Origin of the sequence: Bacillus sp. JJ1773, from assembly GCF_036962035.1 — a bacterium.
Lineage (GTDB): Bacteria > Bacillota > Bacilli > Bacillales > Cytobacillaceae > Cytobacillus.
This window is the reverse complement of record NZ_JBALNX010000039.1, coordinates 80,010-98,142: the sequence shown is the minus strand read 5'-3', so window position 1 is coordinate 98,142 and position 18,133 is coordinate 80,010. Positions and strand designations below refer to the sequence as shown.

The 18,133-nt window shown below is 35.6% G+C and carries 20 protein-coding genes and 1 pseudogene; 17 read left to right on the top strand and 4 right to left on the bottom strand.

The window, feature by feature from the left end; all coding sequences use genetic code 11:
• Positions 1 to 47: 47 nt before the first annotated feature.
• Positions 48 to 1,007 (bottom strand): arsenic resistance protein, encoded by a 960-nt coding sequence (locus V7127_RS10710; protein WP_335485750.1) that lies wholly within the window; start codon positions 1,005 to 1,007, stop codon positions 48 to 50.
• 465 nt (positions 1,008 to 1,472) lie between these two features.
• Here V7127_RS10710 and V7127_RS10705 point away from each other — a divergent pair, with 465 nt between their 5' ends.
• The 12 genes and pseudogenes from V7127_RS10705 to V7127_RS25875 form a co-directional block, all read left to right on the top strand.
• Positions 1,473 to 1,805 (top strand): metal-sensitive transcriptional regulator, encoded by a 333-nt coding sequence (locus tag V7127_RS10705; protein ID WP_335485790.1) that lies wholly within the window; start codon positions 1,473 to 1,475, stop codon positions 1,803 to 1,805.
• A gap of 73 nt (positions 1,806 to 1,878) precedes the next feature.
• Positions 1,879 to 2,085 (top strand): copper chaperone CopZ, encoded by a 207-nt coding sequence (gene copZ, locus V7127_RS10700; RefSeq protein WP_335485748.1) that lies wholly within the window; start codon positions 1,879 to 1,881, stop codon positions 2,083 to 2,085.
• A gap of 72 nt (positions 2,086 to 2,157) precedes the next feature.
• The gene (locus V7127_RS10695) at positions 2,158 to 4,590 is read left to right on the top strand and encodes a heavy metal translocating P-type ATPase (protein WP_335485745.1); all 2,433 of its coding nucleotides are present in this window, start codon (positions 2,158 to 2,160) and stop codon (positions 4,588 to 4,590) included.
• A 105-nt stretch (positions 4,591 to 4,695) separates the two neighbouring features.
• Positions 4,696 to 5,313, top strand: coding sequence for a nitrite reductase (locus tag V7127_RS10690; RefSeq protein ID WP_335485742.1), 618 nt, complete (start codon positions 4,696 to 4,698; stop codon positions 5,311 to 5,313).
• 244 nt (positions 5,314 to 5,557) lie between these two features.
• Positions 5,558 to 6,136, top strand: a complete 579-nt coding sequence (locus tag V7127_RS10685; protein WP_335485738.1) for a LysE family translocator — start codon at positions 5,558 to 5,560, stop codon at positions 6,134 to 6,136.
• A gap of 25 nt (positions 6,137 to 6,161) precedes the next feature.
• The gene (locus V7127_RS10680; RefSeq protein ID WP_335485786.1) at positions 6,162 to 6,938 is read left to right on the top strand and encodes an AraC family transcriptional regulator; all 777 of its coding nucleotides are present in this window, start codon (positions 6,162 to 6,164) and stop codon (positions 6,936 to 6,938) included.
• A 380-nt stretch (positions 6,939 to 7,318) separates the two neighbouring features.
• Positions 7,319 to 7,624: an arsenical resistance operon transcriptional regulator ArsR gene (gene arsR, locus V7127_RS10675; protein ID WP_335485784.1), complete on the top strand. Its 306-nt coding sequence runs from the start codon at positions 7,319 to 7,321 to the stop codon at positions 7,622 to 7,624.
• Between the two features lie 59 nt (positions 7,625 to 7,683).
• Positions 7,684 to 8,118, top strand: a complete 435-nt coding sequence (locus V7127_RS10670; protein ID WP_335485735.1) for an ArsI/CadI family heavy metal resistance metalloenzyme — start codon at positions 7,684 to 7,686, stop codon at positions 8,116 to 8,118.
• Between the two features lie 44 nt (positions 8,119 to 8,162).
• Positions 8,163 to 9,458 carry an arsenic transporter gene (locus tag V7127_RS10665; protein ID WP_438823994.1) on the top strand — a complete coding sequence of 432 codons (1,296 nt, stop codon included), beginning with the start codon at positions 8,163 to 8,165 and terminating at the stop codon, positions 9,456 to 9,458.
• Between the two features lie 15 nt (positions 9,459 to 9,473).
• Positions 9,474 to 9,875 carry an arsenate reductase (thioredoxin) gene (arsC, locus tag V7127_RS10660; protein ID WP_335485731.1) on the top strand — a complete coding sequence of 134 codons (402 nt, stop codon included), beginning with the start codon at positions 9,474 to 9,476 and terminating at the stop codon, positions 9,873 to 9,875.
• Positions 9,876 to 10,189: 314 nt separating this feature from the next.
• A complete protein-coding gene (locus tag V7127_RS10655; RefSeq protein ID WP_335485728.1) occupies positions 10,190 to 10,681 on the top strand; it encodes a GNAT family N-acetyltransferase in 492 nt (163 codons plus the stop codon).
• Positions 10,682 to 10,690: 9 nt separating this feature from the next.
• Positions 10,691 to 10,762, top strand: a pseudogene (locus tag V7127_RS25875) (hypothetical protein); the annotation flags it as partial.
• A gap of 102 nt (positions 10,763 to 10,864) precedes the next feature.
• Here the strand turns inward: V7127_RS25875 and V7127_RS10650 are convergent.
• Entirely contained in the window at positions 10,865 to 11,770 is a 906-nt protein-coding gene (locus tag V7127_RS10650; protein WP_335344986.1) for a LysR family transcriptional regulator, read from the bottom strand.
• Between the two features lie 288 nt (positions 11,771 to 12,058).
• Between V7127_RS10650 and V7127_RS10645 the strand changes: the two genes are divergently transcribed.
• The gene (locus V7127_RS10645) at positions 12,059 to 13,366 is read left to right on the top strand and encodes a purine/pyrimidine permease (RefSeq protein ID WP_335485725.1); all 1,308 of its coding nucleotides are present in this window, start codon (positions 12,059 to 12,061) and stop codon (positions 13,364 to 13,366) included.
• A 172-nt stretch (positions 13,367 to 13,538) separates the two neighbouring features.
• Positions 13,539 to 14,249 (top strand): ankyrin repeat domain-containing protein, encoded by a 711-nt coding sequence (locus V7127_RS10640; RefSeq protein ID WP_335485722.1) that lies wholly within the window; start codon positions 13,539 to 13,541, stop codon positions 14,247 to 14,249.
• Between the two features lie 463 nt (positions 14,250 to 14,712).
• Here the strand turns inward: V7127_RS10640 and V7127_RS10635 are convergent, their stop codons facing one another.
• Positions 14,713 to 15,597 carry a LysR family transcriptional regulator gene (locus tag V7127_RS10635; protein ID WP_335485719.1) on the bottom strand — a complete coding sequence of 295 codons (885 nt, stop codon included), beginning with the start codon at positions 15,595 to 15,597 and terminating at the stop codon, positions 14,713 to 14,715.
• Between the two features lie 130 nt (positions 15,598 to 15,727).
• On the opposite strand from V7127_RS10635, the gene V7127_RS10630 reads away from it, so the two are divergent.
• Positions 15,728 to 16,279, top strand: coding sequence for a flavodoxin family protein (locus V7127_RS10630; RefSeq protein ID WP_335485716.1), 552 nt, complete (start codon positions 15,728 to 15,730; stop codon positions 16,277 to 16,279).
• A 67-nt stretch (positions 16,280 to 16,346) separates the two neighbouring features.
• Here V7127_RS10630 and V7127_RS10625 read toward each other — a convergent pair whose 3' ends face one another.
• The gene (locus tag V7127_RS10625) at positions 16,347 to 16,991 is read right to left on the bottom strand and encodes a YczE/YyaS/YitT family protein (RefSeq protein WP_335485713.1); all 645 of its coding nucleotides are present in this window, start codon (positions 16,989 to 16,991) and stop codon (positions 16,347 to 16,349) included.
• A gap of 116 nt (positions 16,992 to 17,107) precedes the next feature.
• Between V7127_RS10625 and V7127_RS10620 the strand changes: the two genes are divergently transcribed.
• Positions 17,108 to 17,560, top strand: a complete 453-nt coding sequence (locus V7127_RS10620) for a MarR family winged helix-turn-helix transcriptional regulator (protein WP_335346679.1) — start codon at positions 17,108 to 17,110, stop codon at positions 17,558 to 17,560.
• A 23-nt stretch (positions 17,561 to 17,583) separates the two neighbouring features.
• Positions 17,584 to 18,102 carry a GNAT family N-acetyltransferase gene (locus V7127_RS10615; RefSeq protein WP_335485710.1) on the top strand — a complete coding sequence of 173 codons (519 nt, stop codon included), beginning with the start codon at positions 17,584 to 17,586 and terminating at the stop codon, positions 18,100 to 18,102.
• Positions 18,103 to 18,133: the final 31 nt, after the last annotated feature.

Genomic DNA, 18,133 nt, shown 5'->3' with positions numbered 1-18,133 from the left:
TACGATGCAGGGGGGCTTTTTAGAAGACATATGAATTAAGTTGTTTCTTAACGTAAAAGTATATTGGGTACTAATCGAATATAAATTAGTTCACCTGCAAGTTCAACGATTGTTTGTGTCACAATTATGGCTGCTACTAATGTGCTTAAATTATCTGGTAAGGCTAAAGCAAGAGGAAGAACTACAAGCGAATTACGTGTAGCTCCACTAAATATAAGTGCACGACCTGAACCAATATCAAGCTTGAACCATTTTGCAATAAACCTAGAAATGATAGGCATAATAATCATAAAAGCAATATATATAGGAATTACTTTGATAATTAGGTCAATATATGTTGATAATTTGCCTATTTGAGACGATACAACAACAAAAAGAGTAAGAGCCATGAATGGGACGGGAAGCCATGCCGATATATCTATTATTTTATTCCCAACAAGTGATTTTTTTGCAAATATCTGTAGGGCAATAGCAAGTCCTAAAGGGATAACGATAAGACCAATGAATGCTTCAAGGAATGGACCAGGGTCTACTATTTCTGCTGCATCATCCCCAATAAACAATAATAAATACAAAGGTAATAGCAGCATTTGAGTAATGAAGAGAATAGGTGTAGAAATAAGAATAAGCTTTTCATTACCACGCCCTAGGGCTGTAAAAACAATCACATAATCAATACAAGGTGTAAGTAAAACTAAATAGACCCCAAGCAATAACGGTGGATATTCGGGTAATAACTTGGATAGAAGCCACACCACAATAGGAACTGCAATATAGTTAACCGTTAATAAAGCCCAAATAAAACGACGATTAGCAAACGACTCTTTTAAAGAAGTAAAAGGAATTTGCGAAAACATACTATACATTAAAATAGCAATGATAAAAGAAATTGTTGCATCTAATTGTGCTCCGAAATCAGGAACTATTAATCCAAATCCAGCTGCTATCAGTAGTACAATGACATATAGCCAAACTTGATTGTTTTCTAATTTTTCTCTAGAAATCATTATTTGGATGCCCCTTCTTACCGCCCCCTAAAAAGACTTTCTGTAAAGTTGTTAAATAAGAGGCTTATGTAATAAGTGATTTTTAAGAAAATATTTAATTTGAACAGGAATTCTTACTTAATATTATCATAATTAATTTTTAGCTTAATTTAAAAATCCCCCAAACCGGAAAGATTTAGAGGAAAGATGCTTATGCTAAAAGAAATTCTTCTCCTAGTAGATTTTTGACTACTTTACTTCCTGTTATTTCTTATCTTATAGAGTTTGCTTCACCACTTACATATAGTGAGAATTTTATAAATGGGCAGCAGCGATTTTCGTAAGAAATCCATTCAGCTAGTAGTTTCCTTTTTACAATCGGGTTCAAAAAAGGTTTTAGCATACTGATAAAAAATATTTATGTTTATTTCTTTTCATACCCAGCATGGGTATGGTAATATAAAATCAAGATTGGAGGTTGAGCTAATGGAAAACACAGCGAATGAAGTAGCTTGCCATACTGAGGATGTTACGTCTTGTCGTAAAAGCCATCATCCAGAACGAGTAAAGAAGGATTTAACCACTCGATTAAATCGTATCGAAGGGCAAATTCGAGGCATCAAAGGAATGATAGAGAAAGACGTTTACTGTGATGATGTGATAACACAAATTTCTGCTACGCAATCTGCATTAAATAGTGTAGCTAAAATTCTTTTAGAAGGTCATCTTAAAGGTTGTGTCGTAGATCGTCTTTCAGAAGGTGATGATGAGGTACTCGATGAATTGGTTGTAACCATTCAAAAATTAATGAAAAAGTAAATTTTTTTAATTTGTATATACCCCTATGGTGTATATCACGCTGAATAACATTTCGTTAAAGGAGAGAAAAGGTATGCAAAATGTAACATTAAAAGTACAAGGAATGTCATGTGGGCATTGTGTGAATTCAATAGAAGGTAGCGTTGGTCAATTAGAAGGTATTAGCCAGGTAAATGTAAAATTAGATGATGCTCAAGTTGAAGTGACATTTAATGAATCGCAAGTATCCCTTGATAAAATTAAAGAAACCATTGAAGACCAAGGATATGAGGTGGAATAAGAGTGCTATCGCAGCACTCTCTCATTTTCAAACAAATATACCCCTTGTGGGTATTTGAGAGGTGGAAAGTTCATGAGTTCAGCAGCAAAAAGTGCAGCTTCCAAAGAAGCGAGTATTGGAATTACCGGAATGACTTGCGCAGCGTGTGCAACACGTATTGAAAAAGGGCTAAATAAAATGGAGGGTGTCGAGCAAGCAACCGTTAACTTAGCCCTTGAAAAGTCATCGATTAAATATGACCCTTCGAAACTAAGTGAAGCTGATTTTGAAAAGAAAATCGAAGCACTTGGCTACGGTGTTGTCAAACAAAAAGCGGAATTTGATATTACCGGAATGACCTGTGCCGCATGTGCTACGCGCATAGAAAAAGGATTAAATAAGATGGAAGGTGTTGCAAATGCGAACGTCAATTTAGCACTTGAAAAAGCAACGATCGAATTTAATCCTTCGGAGGTAGCGATTGCAGACATCATTGCGAAGGTAGAAAAGCTAGGTTACGGTGCGCACCAAAAGCAAGACGAAAAAGAACAAGTCGACCACCGTGAAAAGCACATTAAAGATCAACAACGTAAATTTATTATTTCAGCGATTTTATCGTTACCGCTATTATGGACGATGGTTGGGCACTTTTCTTTTACATCGTTTTTATACGTACCAGACATCTTAATGAATCCATGGTTTCAATTGTTATTGGCAACACCTGTACAATTTATTATCGGTAAACAGTTTTATGTGGGTGCCTATAAAGCACTTCGCAATGGTAGTGCAAACATGGATGTACTCGTTGCTATGGGTACTTCAGCGGCCTATTTTTATAGTGTATATCAAGCGATTGTTACAGCTGGAACACACCACAGTCCACATTTATATTTTGAAACCAGTGCAGTACTGATTACACTTATTCTTTTAGGAAAATTATTTGAAGCAAGAGCAAAAGGCCGTTCATCAGAAGCGATCAAAAAATTGATGGGGCTTCAGGCAAAAACAGCTATCGTCATACGTGATGGAGTTGAAAAAGAAATACCTTTAGAAGAGGTAGTAATAGGTGACACAATTTTAGTGAAGCCAGGTGAAAAAATTCCTGTTGATGGTGAAGTAGTAGAAGGAACAACATCTGTTGATGAATCGATGTTAACAGGTGAAAGTTTACCAGTGGATAAAAAAGAAGGTGACGTATTATACGGCTCAACCATTAACAAAAATGGTTTCATCAAAATGACAGCAACAAAGGTTGGACGTGATACAGCATTAGCCCAAATTATTAAAGTAGTAGAAGATGCACAAGGTTCAAAAGCACCAATCCAACGGATGGCGGATCAAATTTCAGGTATTTTTGTACCCATCGTAGTAGGGATTGCTATCATTGCCTTCCTAGTATGGATTATATTTGTTCAACCAGGTGAGTTTACACCAGCACTTGAAGTGTTAATTGCCATACTTGTAATTGCTTGCCCTTGTGCACTTGGTTTAGCGACACCAACTTCCATTATGGCTGGTTCGGGTCGTGCTGCAGAATTTGGTATTTTGTTCAAAGGTGGCGAACACTTAGAACAAACTCAAGGTATTGACACAGTAGTAGTCGATAAAACAGGTACTGTCACACATGGTAAACCTGTCCTAACGGATGTTTTAGTAGCAGATGGTCAAGACGAAACGAAATTTTTATCGTTGATCGGTGCAGCGGAAAAGCAATCAGAGCACCCATTAGCACAAGCTATCGTTCAAGGCATTCAAGATAAAGGCATTGAACTTGGTGATGTCCAATTCTTCGAAGCGATCCCAGGTTATGGGGTGCAGGCGACTGTTTCAGGTCAAGGGGTTGTCATTGGAACGCGTAAACTTATGCAACAATATGGGATCGATATACAATCCGTTCTCCCAGCGATGGAAGAATTAGAGCGCAATGGGAAAACAGCGATGCTAGCCAATATTAATGGGCAATATGCAGGGCTAGTTGCCGTAGCAGATACGATTAAAGATACATCTCAGGAAGCTGTACGCCGATTACAAGAAATGGGCATCAAAGTAATTATGATGACAGGTGATAATGAACGTACAGCCCAAGCAATTGGTAAAGAGGTAGGCGTTGATGCGGTTATTGCAGAAGTGCTTCCTGAGGGTAAAGCAGAAGAAGTGAAAAAACTACAAGAACAGGGCAAAAAAGTGGCAATGGTCGGCGATGGGATTAATGACGCACCAGCACTAGCTACAGCTGATATTGGGATGGCCATTGGTACAGGGACAGATGTTGCCATGGAAGCTGCGGATATTACACTAATTCGAGGCGACTTAAACAGTATTGCTGATGCGATTTTAATGAGCCGCAAAACGATGCGTAATATTAAACAAAACTTATTCTGGGCATTTGCCTATAATACCATTGGGATTCCAATTGCAGCAATAGGGTTACTTGCACCATGGGTAGCTGGTGCAGCAATGGCATTTAGTTCCGTGTCGGTCGTGTTAAACGCACTGCGTTTACAAAGAGTGAAATTAGAAAAATAAAATAGTCGATATCACCTGTCACTATATTTAGTGGCAGGTCTCGTATCGGTAAAATTTATACCATACTAGCGTATAGTAGATGGTTAAGAAAGGAGGAAAAGTTATATGGAGGATAATGATAAAAAAATTAAGATCGCCATAAATGGGGGAATAGGGTACGGAGCAAAACTCAACGCGAAGCAACTTGTGACAATATCAAAATATATGAATGAAGAGGAGGAACTGGAGTTAACCACCTTCCAACAACTCTATATAGAAATCCCGGAAGCCAAAAAAGAAGATATTATAGAAGAATTTCAAAATGTTGGATTAGCATGTTATCCAGTTGGAAACTTCGTAAAAAGCTTAAGAACCTGCAATTTTTGCAAAGGAGAAGAAGAGGAAGGAATGCCGGTAGCAAAAGAATTAAATCGCCGTATTGCTGGAAGAGCTGTTCCCTTTACCTTAAAAGTTGCCTATACAGGTTGTCCCATTGGTTGCGGTGAACCCATGTTAAGCGACATAGGTGTTATGAAAATTAGAGACCATTACAATTTATATGTTGGTGGAAAAGCAAAAGGGAAAGACGCCGAGGTCGGTTCTTTGCTGAAGGAGAATTTAACGCCAGAAGAATTGTACGATACTGTAGAAAAGGTTATCGCTATCTATTCGCAAATGGGTAAAAAGCGAGAGTCGTTTTATAAATTTTTAAAACGGATAGGTAGAGATGATTTAATAAGTTAATATAAATCTCTGTATTTATTAAAAAGACTTTATTTACCCTACCCCTAGATTAAGGAGGTGGATTGAAAAAGTTATACTATATAACCGCTATAGCAAATATTAAATCGCGTTTTTTAAAGGATATTTATTATTTTGCCAATAAGGGTTTCAATAAAACAAATATCTAATCCTGCAATAATATACTATATCCCATTAAATTTTTAGATGTATATTAATATGAAAACGCTGAAAGGGAGTTTTCATCATGGATATTACATCTTTTATCATATACTGTTTTATTGTGACTTTTACTCCGGGACCTACGAACATTGTCATTTTATCCACTGTGCATAATTATGGACCAAAAAGGGCAATGGAATATACGTACGGAGCAACGATTGCTTTTGGTTTATTACTTGGTATATCCGCGATGTTGAATGCAGTGCTGATAACTGTTATTCCAAAAATTTTAATAGGCATGCAGATTATCGGAACGATATATATGCTATATCTCTCTTATCAAATCTATAAAATGGATACATCAGAATCACCGGAAAACAACAATGGAACTTTTACTGCCGGCTTTCTTATGCAGTTTTTAAATCCAAAGGTAGTTATATTTACATTGACAGTTATCCCTAGCTTTGTTTTGCCCTACTATACCGATATGCCTGCCGTTACAATAAGTGTTATCGTCATAACGATCATTGGCTTTTTAGCATTTATTTCTTGGGTTCTTTTCGGTGCTATCCTCAAGAAGTTTTTACAAAAGCATACAAGGATGGTTAATGTAATCATGGCTCTAGGTTTAGTTTATGCTACAATCATGATATGGATAGGGTAGTGTAGTGTTTTAAGAGGTGAGTAAAGTGGATAAATTTATCTATAAGAAAGCAGCTGGTGTTACTGCCCTGTCGGCTAGTTTCACTGATTTTAAGTATAAAAAGCACTCTCATAAGGAGTATGCAATTGGTGTAACATTGCGTGGTATTCAACATTATAATTTGGACGGCAGTTTACAATTATCGTATCCGAATGGTGTGATGCTTTTTAATCCAGAGCAGGCACATGACGGAATGGCACACGATGAGACAGGCCTTGATTATGTGATGCTATATATTGATCCACAATTGCTTTTAGAGGTTTCAGGAAAAAAGGATATTGTAAGTTTCGAGGCCCCGGTTGTGTATGATTATACACTTGAGCAAAGAGTGTTAAGTCTAACTAATGCAATATTAATTGAAAAAGATGATGCGTTATGTAGTGAACTATTCATATCCCTCACAGATAGTCTTATTCAAACAAGTCTTTCAACTAATTTGAAGAAAGATAATACGTTTATTAGAAAAGCAAAGGATATGCTTCGTTCTGACTTAGGGAATGTTCTTAAACTTGATGAGATTAGTAGAGAGCTTCATCTATCAAAATTTCAGTTTATTAGATTGTTCAAGTCCCATACTGGTATTACACCATACCAATACTTTCTCAACTGTAAGATTGAACGAGCTAAGCAATTAATAGATACAAATAGAGATATTTATCAAACAGTAGCTGAATGTGATTTTGTTGATTTAACCCATTTAAACAAACATTTTAAAAAAGTATATGGAATAACACCATATGAATATATGTTACATTTGAATTGAGGCTAGTATTATGGAATAACTAGCCTCAATCTAAAGGCGTAGAAGAGGAATGAAGCCAAATTTGTAAACCAAAAATACGGAATACTCTTTAAATTATGTAAAGTTATATACAATATAATTGATCAATCGTTGAATCGAAATTGTTATGCTATATATTTAAGGAGTTTATGGAGGAACAGAAAGGAATCAAGTTCTCAGTATTAATACTGGGAAATCCGGCTTTAACATAGTAAATCGCTTTTTCCTGACGTATCTCCCTTGCATTTGTATAATAAATCAAAAAAAATTGATTTACTATTTGTATATACAGAATGATTTTGTTTATACTTACTTTAAATATCAAAAAAAATTGATGAAAGGAGAAATTGTATATGACTTTAATGGTAAATCAATTTAAGCAATATGAAAAAAAATTTAAAGCCTTAGCCGATCAGAAACGATTAGAAATCATGTATGAACTTTGTCAAAAAGGACAAACATGTGTGTGTGATTTAACAGAAACTTTCGGGATGACCCAATCAAAACTTTCTTATCACCTGAAAATTTTATTAGATGCAAACCTAATAAGAAAGGAAACAAAGGGCACATGGAGTTTCTATGATTTGAATGATGATGAAGTTAACAATTTATTATCTGAGGAACTTTGTTGTGTATTTAGAAAAACTGGAAAAGGAAGCTGCTGCTAATTTTTTTGCGCTTTACATCAACTTTTTTTGATTTATCAAAACTTAGGAGGAATAAATCTATGAAATATGTTCACGTTGGAATTAACGTTACGCATTTAGAGAAATCCATTGAGTTTTATCAAAAGGTATTCGGAGTAGAACCTGTTAAAGTAAAGGCTGATTATGCGAAATTCTTACTAGAGAGTCCAGGACTTAATTTTACACTAAATGTTCGAGATGAAGTGAACGGGAATCAGGTAAACCATTTCGGTTTTCAGGTTGAAAAGAGCGAAGAAATTACAGCTCATAAGGAAAGACTCGAAAAAGAAGGTTTTTTCGCACGTGATGAAATGGATACAACGTGTTGTTATGCCGTACAAGATAAATTTTGGGTAACCGATCCAGACAGAAATGAGTGGGAGTTTTTCTTTACAAGAGCTGATAGTGATGTCCATAAAGTAGAATCTACTTGTTGTGTGATTCCTAATGGAGAAACAAGTAGCTCTTGCTGCTAATAAGAGAAAGTGTGTACACCGTGAGAGTGATGGAGGTTAATTTAGTGATTACAGCAATAGCAGCAACAATAATTTTTATAGCAACACTTATTCTCGTTATCTGGCAGCCAAAAGGATTAAATATTGGTTGGAGTGCATGTGGCGGGGCTATTATAGCTTTATTATTAGGTGTAGTTGGGTTTAATGATGTACTTGAAGTTATCGGAATTACATGGAATGCGACATTATCATTTGTAGCCATCATTCTTATTTCACTAATTTTAGACGAGATTGGCTTATTTGAATGGGCAGCACTACATATGGCCAGAGTTGCAAAAGGAAATGGAATTAAAATGTTTGTCTATATTAGCATTTTAGGAGCTATCGTTGCTGCACTATTTGCAAATGATGGAGCTGCCTTAATTTTGACACCAATTGTTTTAGCGATGGTTCGTAATTTGGAATTTAAAGAAAAGATGATCTTTCCATTTATTATGGCGAGTGGATTTATTGCAGATACGACTTCCCTTCCATTTGTGGTAAGTAACTTAGTCAACATTGTATCAGCTGATTTCTTTAACATTGGATTTGTAGCGTATGCTTCAAGAATGATTATTCCTAACCTTTTCTCAATAGTAGCAACGATTACTGTCTTATTAATTTATTTTAGAAAAAGTATTCAAAGTACGTATGATTTATCTAAATTAAGAAAACCTGTAGAAGCTATTAAGGACTATAAAATGTTTCGACTGTCCTGGTATGTTCTTGGGATATTGCTGATTGGTTACTTTTCTAGCGAATACACTCAAATCCCTGTTTCACTTGTTGCAGGGGGCATTGCAATCTTCTTTTTATTGATGGCAAGAAGAAGTAATGCGGTTAATACAAAAACAGTTGTAAAAGGTGCTCCCTGGGCAATTGTCTTTTTCTCAATAGGGATGTATGTGGTCGTATACGGTTTAGGAAATGCTTGGCTAACTGAATCGTTAGCTAGCGTCATTCAAGCAACAGCTGAGCAAGGTTTATTTGTTGCAACGATAGGTATGGGCTTTATAGCGGCTTTCTTATCATCTTTGATGAATAATATGCCAACTGTCATGATCGATGCATTAGCGATTGCCGAAACAAATACTTCCGGCACAATCCGAGAGGCTCTTATTTATGCCAATGTGATCGGTTCCGACTTAGGTCCAAAAATTACCCCAATCGGCTCATTAGCAACCTTAGTATGGCTCCACGTTTTATCTCAAAAAGGAGTTAAGATCTCATGGGGAACCTATTTTAAAACAGGGATTATCTTAACAATTCCTATTCTATTTATCACTTTACTAGGTCTGTATGCAGCATTATTACTTTACTAAAAGGGGAATTAGATCATGTCTAAAAAAACTATTTATTTTTTGTGTACAGGAAACTCTTGCCGCAGCCAAATGGCTGAAGGTTGGGCAAAGAAATATTTAGGTGATGAGTGGAAGGTATACAGTGCTGGAATAGAAGCACATGGCTTAAACCCGAATGCTATAAAGGCCATGCAGGAAGCTGGTGTTGATATTTCCAGTCAAACATCAAATACTATTGATCCTGAAATCTTAAATAATGCTGATTTAGTGGTTACATTATGTGGAGATGCTGCTGATAAATGTCCAATTACACCGCCACATGTGAAGCGTGAACACTGGGGATTTGATGATCCGGCCGGAAAAGTGTGGTCTGAATTTCAGCGTGTTCGTGACGAAATTGGTGAACGGATTAAGCAATTTAGTGAAACAGGGAAATAAGAAACATCTTGTACAAATCAGTACAAACTTTAAGGGTCTAGCTTAAACTAGATACTTTTACAATAGGGCGCATTTCTACAGCAAGAATTACGTTCCTTCTTTATATTAAGCCCCAGATTGTTGAACAATACTTAGATATCTAGGTTAAATTTTAGAAGACATTGTGAAATTATGTATTTAATGCAACGTAGCAGGGTTAAGAAGAAATTTTCAATGGATCTAAAAGTAGATGAGGTTAAATTAAGACCAGATTGAGAATAAAGTAGAAATACTAAAGATTTATTTATAATGAATAGTAAAGGGGGATAGACAAGATGATTACTTTAAGAAATGTTCAAATGACAGATTTAGAACAGCTGTTATTTATTGAGAAAGAAGGCTTTTCACAAGAAGAAGCTGCTACAAAAGAAGCATTTATAGAAAGGATTCAGCTGATAGCTGATACCTTTATTGTGGCAGAAAAGGAAGCGGAAATACTTGGTTATATTAATGGCCCTATTATTAATCAACCTTACATAACTGATAATCTTTTTAAGGAAATCAAAGAGAACCCGAAAAGAGGGGGATATCAGAGTGTTTTAGGGTTAGCAGTATCCAAACCGGCTAGAAATCAAGGAATTGCAAAGATTTTAATTGAGAAAATGGAAGAGCTTGTAGAAGAAAACGAAAGAGAAGGAATCACATTAACATGTAAACAAGAATTAGTTTCTTTTTATGAAAAATTTGGATTTGTTAACCATGGTATGTCTGAATCAAAACATGGTGGAGTAAGCTGGTATAACATGGTCAAATTAAGAGAAGGGTGAATCGAATTTAGTTGTCCAGAGCGGGCTGTAAGGTTTTCTGTCTGTGCACCAGAGACACTCGAAGAGCTTGAACAGGGTTGATCTTGAAGCACTTGTTTTACTTGATATTTAAAGTGCTATAAACATAATTGTTGAATAATAAAATCCCAATTTCTCATTTATATCACTGAGAGATTGGGATTTTTAATCCTTAACACTGTAATCCGTGTTTTGCTGGAGGTAATCAGTTAATAGGTTTGTAAAGTTTTGAGCGGTTTTTGATAGATAATGATTTTTCAGCCATATTAAGCCCGTAGATGCAGATAGCTCTGTATCTTTAATTTTGAAAGCTTGGATATTGTAGTTTTTGTATTGTTTAATGACGGTTTCCGGAACAATAGCTTGTCCAAAATTACAAGCGACTAAATCTAATAAAAGGGAGATGTCAGAGCACTCTGCAATAATGTTCGGATGCAGTTGAGCTTTCGAAAATGCTTCTAAAATCATATAATGGACTCCTAGTCCTTCTGTACTCGGTAAAATCAGAGGGCGATTTTGAATGTCTGCAAGTATAACCTGATGATTAAAAGGTTCGTCTTTATTTGAAGTAATGAAGTAAAAAGGTTCTGTATGAAGATGGATTGCTGAAAAATCATCTAAGTCGAGCGGTAAACGTATAATCGCCAGTTCTACAATTCGGTCTCTCACCAGTTGACAAAGATGAACTGACTCATTTTGATGAATTTTATAAGTAACTTTAGGATATTTTTTGTGGAATTGGTGAAGTAACTCTGGTAATTCGACTACCGAAAAAGTATTGATACCAATCGTCAATCTTCCACTTACCCCGTTTCCGACTTCCTTTACTTCCATTCTAGCTTCTTCCATTAACTGAGTCATTTGTAGCGCATACTTATATAATGATTTTCCTGCTTCCGTCACTTCTAAAAATCTCCCATTTCTCTCTACTAATTTCGTTCCCAATTCATCTTCCATTGTTTTCAGCTGCTGACTTAGCGGAGGCTGGGAGATATGAAGTCTTTGAGCGGCAGCGGAAATTTTTCTTTCTTCTACAATAGCTATGAAATATCGCAGTTGTCTAATATCCATCAGTGGAAAAACATCCCTCCTATATGAAAAACTTAAGTAAAATTAATTTTTTTTATATTTTTCATATACTTCATTCTAAGATATCATGATTCTAGATAAAAAGAAATTTCTCGAAACGGCTTTAACAGCGATGATTTTTCAAGATTTTCCAAATGTTGGATAGAACATCGAGATACTTAAATATAAGCTTTTCTTGTTGGAGCCCCTTATTTATCAGCCATGTAGAACTCATTTCTATTATCACTTGGAAGTCTCAATAATAAACATCATGTATAAGGGTGAGGTAATATGAAGCAACTACGTTTTTACAGCGGTTTAAGCATATTTCAATGGTTTTTTTTCTTGCTGGCCACTTCCATTGCATTACCGATCGTAATCGGAGGAGTATTTCATTTAACGATAGAGGAAATCTCCGAATTGATGCAACGAACTTTTTTTGTGGTGGGCATAAGCTCTTTTATACAAGGATGGCTCGGACATCGATATCCGATCGCTGACGGTCCTGCAGGTTCATGGGTCAGTGTATTTGTCATTTTAGCGGGTATGGCGATTCAGCAGGGGGAAAGTACGACAGAAACATTACAGCTTTTAGAAGGTGGCTTGCTAGTTACGGGATTTTTACTATTTATTCTCGGTATAACTGGCCTGGTTAATCGGCTGATGTTTTTGTTCACTCCTTTAGTTACTGGTTCTTTTCTTTTGATTCTGACTCTTCAACTAAGTGGTGTATTTTTAGAGGGAATGCTCGGAATACAAGAACAGTTCAACCTGGATTATGGAATAGCAGCGATTTCATTTGGCGTATTTGTTTTAGTGATTGTGCTATCAATTAAAGGAAAAGGATGGATGAAAAGTTACTCCGTGCTGTTAGGAATTTTAATTGGGTGGTTACTATATTTCTTATTGGGAAAAACCCCTAATACGATTTCCACACAGGCTTCCTTTATTAAATTACCAGAAATTTTTGCATGGGGGACTCCGCAGTTAAATGCTGGAATGGTTATAACCTCCATTATCTTTACGTTTATTGTAGTCTCTAATACAATAGCGGCCGTTACGGCTGTAAAACAAGCAGTTCCGGAATCAGGGGAATCCGAAAAACAAACCATTAACCGCGCCAGTTGGGCAGGCGGTATTACACATGTTCTTTCATCTCTTTTTTCTACGATTGGAATTGTGCCATTGCCAGTATCGGCAGGCTTTATCCGATTAACCGGGCAAAAACGAATGATGCCTTTCCTGGTAGCAAGTTTAGCCTTATCAGGTATAGCCTGTGTTCCGGCGATCGTCAACTTCTTAGCCATGCTTCCCGCCCCTATTGCTTGTGCCGTAAGTTTAGCATCCTTTGTCCAAATGATCGGGATTTCGTTTCAGTCCCTTTTGAAAGACGAATTAGATCAACGCCGGTTAACTATATTAGGAATCACATTGCTAATCAGTTTTGGAATAATGTATCTTCCTAAAGGAATATTTCAGAGTCTGCCTACGATTCTCCAATATTTTTTAAGCAATGGTCTCATTGTTGGTACGATCATCGTAATTGTGCTAGAACAGCTATGGAAAACAAAAAACATTAGTGAAAAAAATCATATTTAATATTTACTTTGAATGAGTCACGAAGAATTCATGAAATTGGCAATCGAGTTCTTGTTCTTTGGAAATAAATAAATAGCATTTTAACGGAACATGTTCTCCAAGAGAAAGAATATAATTTCACTCCTCAGGTAAAAAGAACGGAGCAACAATATTAGAATAGAGGCGTATATTTATGTGGAAGTGGATGATCGCATTTATAGGATGTATTCTCTTGCTGCAAGGTTGTATGTCTAACAATAGCGGAGAACCGAAAAAACAAGAAAAGGAGAAAGAAATCATGAGCGAAGGATTAAATAAAGAGTTGCTTCAAGCAGCAGAACAAGGAAAGGCAGTCGCCATAAGCAGACTCATTAAGGAAGGTGCGAATATCAACGCGCAAGACTCAAAAGGACGGACTGCCACTATGATTGTAACCTATAACAATGATGTAGAAACCGCAAAAGTATTGATTAAGGCGGGTGCAGATGTGAATATCCAGGATGATATGAAAAACAATCCCTTCCTGTATGCTGGAGCGGAAGGGTATATAGATATTCTAAAACTTACGATTGAAGCAGGGGCCGATCCGGCGATTACAAACCGGTATGGGGGAACTGCTTTAATCCCTGCCTCAGAACATGGATATGTGGATGTAATCAAAGAACTTCTTACCCATACGGATATTGATGTGAATCATGTCAATAATCTTGGTTGGACAGCTTTATTAGAAGCAATTATTTTGAATGATGGAGACGAAAAGCAGCAGCAAACGGTGCAATTGCTGATAGAAAATGGGGCGGATGTGAACATTCCAGATAATAATAAGGTGACTCCTTTACAACATGCACGTGAGAAAGGCTTTAAAGAAATTGAAAAAATTTTGTTAAAAGCAGGGGCAAAATAAATATTTGAAGCTGTTATTTTTGCTAAACTCAAATAACAGCTTTTTTTATACCCTTATCTGTTCACATTAAGGAAAGATGCAGTAGGGGATTATACCTCAACAGTCAGGCGCGTTCTTGAATAAAGCTCTCAGATTTTAAACGACTTTATTGTTTTACTTTTAAGTGCAAAGAAGTACACTTTTCACAGGCTTTTCCCTCTTGAAAAGTCCGTCCAGCATCACTGGTTGGACTTTTCGCGGGCTTTCTCCACTTGAAATGTCCGTCCAGTATCGCTACACCAAAAATTAAATTACTTTATTGTCACATTACAATTTTGTTTTTTAAAAAGCAGGTTGTACTCTAGATCAATCTGAGAGAATGTCTCATTTTTAGAGACATTTCTTTTTTTCTAACCAATAATATCTAATTTCTTCTTGAAAAACATGTTTTTATTCTCATGACACGAAGTAAAAATAAATCATGTTATACAGACTGAAACATCTTACGAGTTAGGTTAATAAATTCATCTAAAGGTGGTGTCATCCATTTATCTTTATGCCAAGCAATTTGAGTATAAAGCGGTGATGAGGAAGCATTCCACGGTAATTCCTTTAATCGTCCCTCTTCAAGTTCTTTTTTTACAACCATCTCAGGAAGTAATGCCACGCCCAACCCTGCAATCACACATTGTTTGATGGCCTCTATACTGGCAAATTCTATTTTATCTAATGGGTAGATTCCAAGAGAATTTAGGGATTCTTCAAACATATTTCTATATGAACAACCAGCTTCTGTAAGTAATAGAGTTTCATGCTTCAGATTATCTATTGAAAACGCTGATTTAGGTTGGTTTGGTGATATTACTAGTTTTAACTCCTCTTTGATAAGTTGCACCACTCTTAACGATCCTTCAGGCTTGCTTTTATCCATAATAAAAGCAACATCTAATAATCCCTCCATAAGCTGCTTTCTCGCCATTTCGTCAGAATGTGCAGGTCTAAATACGAGTTTAACTTTTGGAAATACAGCCTTGAACTCTTTAAGAATTGGAGGTAATCGATAGGTACACTGACTCTCCTGAGCCCCTATTGTTAGAATACCAGATAGTTCTTCTTCTCCGTTTGCAGCCGTAATGGCTTCTTCACTTAATCGAATCATTTTTTCAGCATATGTTTTAAATTGATATCCGGCATCTGTTAAAACCAATCTTTTTCCTAAACGCTCAAATAAGGGTTTGCCAATCTCATCTTCAAGGGCTTTGATTTGAGCGGTTACACTTGATTGTGCAAAATTCAATATTTTTGCCGTTTGGGTAAAGTTCAAATTTTCTGCGGCTATCTTAAAAGTAATCAGCTGTTTGATTTCCAATTCGCTCTCCTCCTCTTAATCGTAATTATCGATTGATTCAATCGAAATAATCCGTTTTATTGTTTTTGAGTTTCATTATAAAATAGTAAATACTAACTAACAAATCAACTACAAAATGGAGGAATTACTGATGACCATTGCAGTTATTTACGGTGGAAGCCGTCCAAACGGTAATACAGAATCGTTAACAAAGTTAGCGACTCAAGGCTTAGTTGTGGAAGAAATATATCTGAAGGAATATTTAATTGAACCGATAGTAGATAAGCGGCATGCAGAGGAGGGATTTCCCGAAGTGAATGATGATTACAACGTCATTATTGATCGTATTCTTCCGCACGATATTCTTATTTTTTCTACACCGATTTATTGGTATAGCATGACAGGAATAATGAAAAATTTTATTGATCGTTGGTCCCAGACTTTAAGAGACACAAAGTATCCCGATTTTAAAAAGCAAATGTCTCAGAAAAGAGCATATGTCATTGCAGTGGGTGGAGATCAGCCATACATTAAAGGTTTACCAATGATTCAGCAGTTTCAACATATCTTTGACTTTGTAGGGACAACTTTTGAAGGATATATTATTGGAGAAGGAAACAGACCGGGTGATATTGCACAAGACTTGAAAGCACTGTATGCAGCGGAAAACTTCGAAAAAAATTACAATAATGCTTCAGGCTGAGTTCCTCACGCTATTAAATCGGTATTCTTAACTCTACTTGCAGGTAGCAAGAAAAACAAAAACCATTCTATATTGAATGGCTTTTTTCTTTATCATAATTTGATGAAGTACGAGAATGTGTTAATTTGCGGTCTAATATTTTTTTAGTGACTGGCATAAAGTAATTAAGTATTAGCCCGCCTAAACAAACGGTTAATAAAGTGCCAACGCCAATCGGCCCATTAAAAATCAATGCCATGATCAAGAATACGAGGTAAATGAATGTTCTCGAAAAAAATATATTTGTTTTAGTTAATTCTTGTATGATTATTGTTAATCGGTCAACTGGTATTGGTGCAAAATTTGTGTGTAAATAAATGGCAGTTCCAAATCCTATTACAACTAAGCCGATTCCAAAACAAACAACTTTGTTGAACCATAGTTCAGGTGTTATCAAATTGTGTAATAATAAAAGCCACATATCAATACCGACACCTGTTATAAATGCTGTTAATAACCCCAGAACTTCAGGCCTTTGTCTTTTTAAAAGTGAATTACAACAGATTAATATGAAAGCGATAATGATTTCCCAACTTCCCACGGTAAGCCCCACATTTATGGACAGTCCTACCAAAAGTGCATCAAAAGGTGATGTTCCAAGATCTGATTGTATAGTCAAAGAAATACCAAAGGTTAATATTAAAATTCCTAATACAAAATAAACATATTTCACTCCACTCGACCTCTTTATCGTTGTGTTTTGTTGCAAATACAACAAATTTAAGTTAAATTTAATATATGCTAAATTTATTGCATATGCAACAAAAATATGTGCCTAAGGAGTTAATTATGAAGGAAATTCTTCGTGAAATTGGAATGATAGCAAGAGCATTAGATTCAATAAGCAATATCGAATTTAAAGAATATGACCTTACAAAAGGGCAGTATTTGTACCTTGTGCGAATATGTGAAAACCCTGGAATCATTCAAGAAAAGGTAGCTGAGATGATAAAAGTTGATCGAACAACTGCAGCTCGTGCTATTAAAAAACTTGAAATGAATGGCTTTATTGAAAAGAAAGATGATGAACATAACAAAAAAATAAAAAAACTCTTTCCAACTGAAAAAGGAAAAAATGTTTATCCTTTCATAAAAAAAGAACATGATCATTCGAATAGTGTCGCATTAACAGGATTCTCCGAAAGAGAAGCAGAAACCATTTTCAACCTCCTTCAGAGAGTAAGAAAAAATATTGAAAAAGACTGGGAATTAATAAAAAAGGGAAACAAAAGAGATTACTAAATATATAAAGGAGCCATATCTAAATGACAATAAAGTTAAAAAAGTGTACCCATGAAGATTTACAAACACTCCAAGAAATAAGTATTGAAACATTCAACGATACATTTAAAGATCAGAATTCACCCGAAAATATGAATGCCTATTTGGAAAGAGCATTTAACTTAAAACAATTAGAAAAAGAATTATCCAATATGTCTTCGGAATTCTTTTTTGTTTATTTTCATAATGAAATGGCTGGATATTTAAAGGTCAATACCAATGAAGCACAGTCTGAAGAAATGGGTAAAGAATCATTTGAAATCGAGAGGATCTACATAAAGAACAAATTCCAAAAACATGGGCTTGGTAAATATCTGCTAAATCAAGCTATGGAAATTGCAATGGATCGTAAGAAAAAGAAAATCTGGCTAGGCGTATGGGAAAAAAATGAAAATGCTATTGCTTTTTATAAGAAAATGGGGTTTGTTCAAACTGGGGCTCACTCCTTTTATATGGGTGATGAAGAACAAACGGACCTTATAATGACCAAAACACTTATATAACAATAAATCCTTCAATATATTTATTAAGAAA